Source organism: Acidobacteriota bacterium, from assembly GCA_034211275.1.
Taxonomy (GTDB): Bacteria; Acidobacteriota; Thermoanaerobaculia; order Multivoradales; family JAHZIX01; genus JAGQSE01.
This window is the reverse complement of record JAXHTF010000313.1, coordinates 1-4,123: the sequence shown is the minus strand read 5'-3', so window position 1 is coordinate 4,123 and position 4,123 is coordinate 1. Positions and strand designations below refer to the sequence as shown.

The following is a 4,123-nucleotide window of genomic DNA, read 5'->3' as shown; positions in this document are numbered from 1 at the left end:
GAAAGTCGAGCCGCGCTGCGAGCGGCCCTTTTCCGCCGAATCTTCGTTCGAAAACCTCGCCGATACCCGCATCGCCTGCGGTTTTCTGGCCTCGATTCGCCGAAAAATTTCTCGCTCTCGCTGGCGTCTGACTTTCACCACAGGCTGCTAACCCCAACCTCGAGGCGGGTGGTTCTGCCACCACTCAGGCTGAGCACGCAGGCAACCAAAGTTTGCATTCAGCACATAAAGGAGTGTTCATGAAGAAAATGCTTATGATCGTGTCAGTGTTGGTCTTGGCTGCATGCTCTGTAGCGCCGAAGATCTATTTGGCGTCGGAGCCTTTGGAAGTAGCAGTGGATGAACTGGATGATTACTGGATAGAGAGCGATGAGCCAGTCCGCTTTGAGATGCCTGCTGGCAGCACGCCGGGGGCTGGCCAAGAAGGGTTCGCGAGGGTGCGCTTCCTGATCGATTCAAATGGCAAGGTGCACAATCCGGAGGTCGTAGAGTCCGAGCCGGAGGGGGTCTGGGATCAACATGGTGTCAAGGCAGTCATGAGTCGAGAGTATCGGCCTTCGGAGGAGAATGATGCTCTGGTGCCGGTGTATGTGACCAGTACTGTTACATTCAACTACGGGTCACAGCCGAGCAAGTCGGCACCTGCCACTTCGTGACTTGGAGCTCGCTGCGCTCGGCCAGCGTTTGCCACGCTATGTAGCTCGGCCAGCTTCCTCCTGGCCTTGAGGTCCCTCCCGGATGTGGTTCCGTCTAAGCACCTTGGCTATCGCCATCGCCTTGTGTGCATGCAAGCCAGCCGGGCCGGTTGGCGAGCATCTACCAGCGGAAAGGGTCGACCCACAACTGGCTCGAGCCGAAGAGCATGCCGAGCCGGGTCCAGGTGCAGGCATACCTCACGATGGGAAGATCGATTGGCCTGAGCCGCTGCCGGCTGAGCCCAGCTCCTCAGCGTCGGCTCCGCAGGAAGTCCCCTTGCAAATTGCTGGTGATGTGGTTCCACCTGTCCGACTGAAGGGTCGGATGGCCCAGTTCTCGCAGCGAGACTGCCGATGGACTGGGCCGATCATCCTTGAGACCGTCATCGACACTCAGGGGCGGATCGAGAGCCTCAGATTTCTCAAGAAGCAACCTCCAGAGTGTATTGAACAACCCATCCGCGATTCCCTCAGGACCTGGCAGTTCAAGCCCGCCGAGCTCAACGGTGAGCCGGTATCCGTCTACTACATGCTCACAGTCAACATCCACTGGCAGTAGTTGGCTAGGCGCGGGCTGCTGGGCCTGGGCGGGTTCGGCTGTCGCCCCTCCGGGGCTTGGGGGTCCCTCGGGTTGCGCACCCGGGGCTCGCGCCCCGGGCTAGATGCCTCCGCCCCTCCGGGGCTTGAGAGTGGTCATCGTGATTCGGATCGCGGACCGCAAGAGGGTCTAGAAGCAGGGGCGTCGAGCTCGATCAACCAAGCGGACGCGCCCCTTCGGACGGCGCCCCTGAGAAATGGCGTTGCTGAGAAATGGCGCCGCTGAGAAATATGGACTAGGAGTCTGAAATGGCGAAAGTAACCGGAATCGGCGGCGTTTTCTTCAAGAGCAAGGGGAAGAGCGCTGAGTTGGCGGACTGGTACCGGAAGCATCTGGGCATGGCGTTGGAGGATTTTGGCGGCGCTGCTCTCAAGTGGCCCGACGATCCTGCCGACGATGGAGGTCTGACCGTGTGGTGCCTCGCGAGCAAGGACAGCGAGTGGTTCAGCCCGAGCACCTCGTCCTTCATGATCAACTACCGGGTCGACGACTTGGGCGAGATGCTGGAGCAACTGCGGGCGGACGGGGTGGAGATCGTCGGGGGGCCGGAGTCCCACGAGAACGGCAAGTTCGCGTGGATCATGGATCCGGAAGGAAACAAGGTCGAGCTTTGGCAGCCGATGCCCTGGGACGAGAAGAACAAGGAGGCCTGAGATCGTCACTCTGTCCAGCCTCCTGGCTCTAGGCCTCCTCACCACCTTCGCCCTCCTCTCCCTCCTCCACATCCTCTGGGCCCTGGGTGTGCGCTGGGGGATGAGCTCGACGCTGCCGGAAGTCGAAGGCAAGCCGGCGTTCGTGCCGGGGCCGTTCGTAACCCTCGTCGTGGCGGCGGCGCTGGGGTTTTGTGCGCTGCTGGTGGCCGCGGTGGCGGGGTGGGTTCAGCTGCCGTTGGCGGAGCGCTGGGTCCGCTGGCTGGCCATCGCCATGGCGGGGGCGTTTGGGTTGCGGGCGGTGGGGGAGTTTCGGCTGGTGGGGTTCTTCAAGCGGGTGAAGGGAACCCGCTTCGCGCGCATGGATACGCTGGTCTACTCCCCGCTATGCCTGCTGCTGGCGCTGGGGACGGCTGGCTTGCTGCTCCTCACTCGGAGCTGAGCGAGCTCCGCAGTTCCCGCACCGCCTCATGGGTGCTGAGGAAGACTTTCCCCGGGGCGAGGTGGTCGAGGAAGGAGGTGCGGGCGAGGCGGTCGGCTACGGGGCCTTTGACTTCGGCCAGGTGGAAGGTGACGCCGGCGCTGCGCAGCTCGTCCACCAAGCGTTCCAGACTCTCCAGCGCCGAGCCGTCGATGAAGTTCACCGCGCTGGCGATGAGCACCAGGTGGCGGACCTGGGGGCGGTTGGCGACCATCTCCAGGAGGCGCCCTTCCAGATAGGCGGTGTTGGCGAAATAGAGGCTCTCGTCCACCCGCACCAGCAATAGATCGGGCCAGGTTTCCACCGAGTGACGGAGCACGTTGCGAAAGTGCTCGCTGCTCCCGACGCGGCCGACCTCCGCCAGGTGGGGGCGGCTGGTGCGGAAGAGGTGGAGGGCGAGGGCGACGACGGCGCCGAAGAGGATGCCTTCTTCCACCCCGGCGAGGAGCACCGCCAGGAACGTGCCGGCCCAGGCGAAGGCGTCGGCACGGCTGTAGCGCCACAGGCGGCCGAGGGCTTTGAGATCCACCAGTTGGAGAACCGCCACCAGGATGATGGCGGCGAGGACCGCCTTGGGCAGGAGCCGGAAGGCGGGCATGAAGAAGGCGAGGGTGAGGGCCACCAGGGCGGCGGTGACCAGGGAGGCGAGGCCGCTGCGGGCGCCGGCGGCGTCGTTGACGACGGTGCGGCCGAGGCCGCCGGAGATGGGGAAGGCGCCGGTGCAGGCGGCGCCCACGTTGGCGACGCCGAGGGCGCGGAGCTCAGTGTTGGAGTCTACTGTCTCCCGCTCTCGGGCCGCCAGAGCCTTGGCCACCGCATAGCCTTCGATGAAGCCCACCAGCGCAATGGCCACCGCCGGCAGGGCCAGCTGAGAGGCGAGGGTGGTGTCCCAGAGGGGCAGGCCCAGGGAAGGCAGGCCGGCGGGGATCTCGCCCACCACCGGCACCTCCTCCAGCTGCAAGTGGGCGACGGCGACGGTGCCCAGGATCACCACCGCCAGCGGACCACTGCGAGTCACCAGGCCGCGCACCGGCGCCGGCAGCTTCCAGCGCTGGAGGATCGGTTCCAGCCCCAGGCGAAAGAAATAGAGCATCGCCAGCGCAGCGGCGCCGAGGATCAGGGTGGGAGGGTGGATGGTGCCCGCTTCACGAACGAGCTGCACCAGCTGGCCGCCGGGGCCGCTGCCGGGGGTGCGGGAGAGGCCGGTGAGGGGCAGCAGCTGGCCGGTGGCGATGACCAGGGCGGCGGAGGTGGTGAAGCCGGAGATCACCGCGTGGCTGAGGAAGTTGGCCAGGAAGCCCGCCCGCACCAGCCCCAGGAGGAGGTAGACCGCCGCCACCAGCAGCGCCAGGGTGCCCGCCAGCGCTGCCGCCTCGGGAGAGCCCGCCGCCGCCAACGGCCCGAGGGCACCGGCCACCATGAGAGCGATGATGGCGGAGGGGCCGACGGAGAGGGCACGGCTGGAGCCCAGCAGGCCGTAGAGGGCGGTGGGCACCACGCTGGCGTAGAGCCCCATCTGGGGCGGCAGCCCGGCCAGCAGGGCGTAGGCCATGCTCTGGGGCACCAGCAGCGTCGCCACCACGGTGCCTGCCAGGAGGTCCGAGGGCAGATCGCTGCGCCGGTAGGTCAGAGGCCACCAGCGGTGGCGGTGAGGAGAGGGCATGGGGGAATTGTATGCAGCGGGCAGGGTAGAGGGGGA

Annotated in this window: 5 protein-coding genes; 4 read left to right on the top strand and 1 reads right to left on the bottom strand. The window is 65.9% G+C overall.

Features of this window, described 5'->3' with window-relative positions; genetic code table 11:
• Positions 1-239 precede the first annotated feature (239 nt).
• The 4 genes from SX243_25375 (at position 240) to SX243_25360 (ending at position 2,385) form a co-directional block, all read left to right on the top strand.
• A complete protein-coding gene (locus SX243_25375) occupies positions 240-656 on the top strand; it encodes a TonB family protein (protein MDY7096320.1) in 417 nt (138 codons plus the stop codon).
• Between the two features lie 364 nt (positions 657-1,020).
• Entirely contained in the window at positions 1,021-1,254 is a 234-nt protein-coding gene (locus SX243_25370) for an energy transducer TonB (GenBank protein MDY7096319.1), read from the top strand.
• Between the two features lie 287 nt (positions 1,255-1,541).
• Positions 1,542-1,946, top strand: coding sequence for a VOC family protein (locus SX243_25365; GenBank protein ID MDY7096318.1), 405 nt, complete (start codon positions 1,542-1,544; stop codon positions 1,944-1,946).
• Complete coding sequence (locus SX243_25360) at positions 1,879-2,385, top strand: DUF3995 domain-containing protein (protein ID MDY7096317.1); 507 nt, start codon at positions 1,879-1,881, stop codon at positions 2,383-2,385. Before SX243_25365 ends, SX243_25360 begins: the two co-directional genes overlap by 68 nt.
• Here SX243_25360 and sulP read toward each other — a convergent pair.
• Positions 2,372-4,123, bottom strand: a 1,752-nt coding sequence (sulP, locus tag SX243_25355) for a sulfate permease (GenBank protein ID MDY7096316.1), incomplete at its 5' end; no start/stop codon positions are given. The two genes, SX243_25360 and sulP, sit on opposite strands and share 14 nt — an antisense overlap.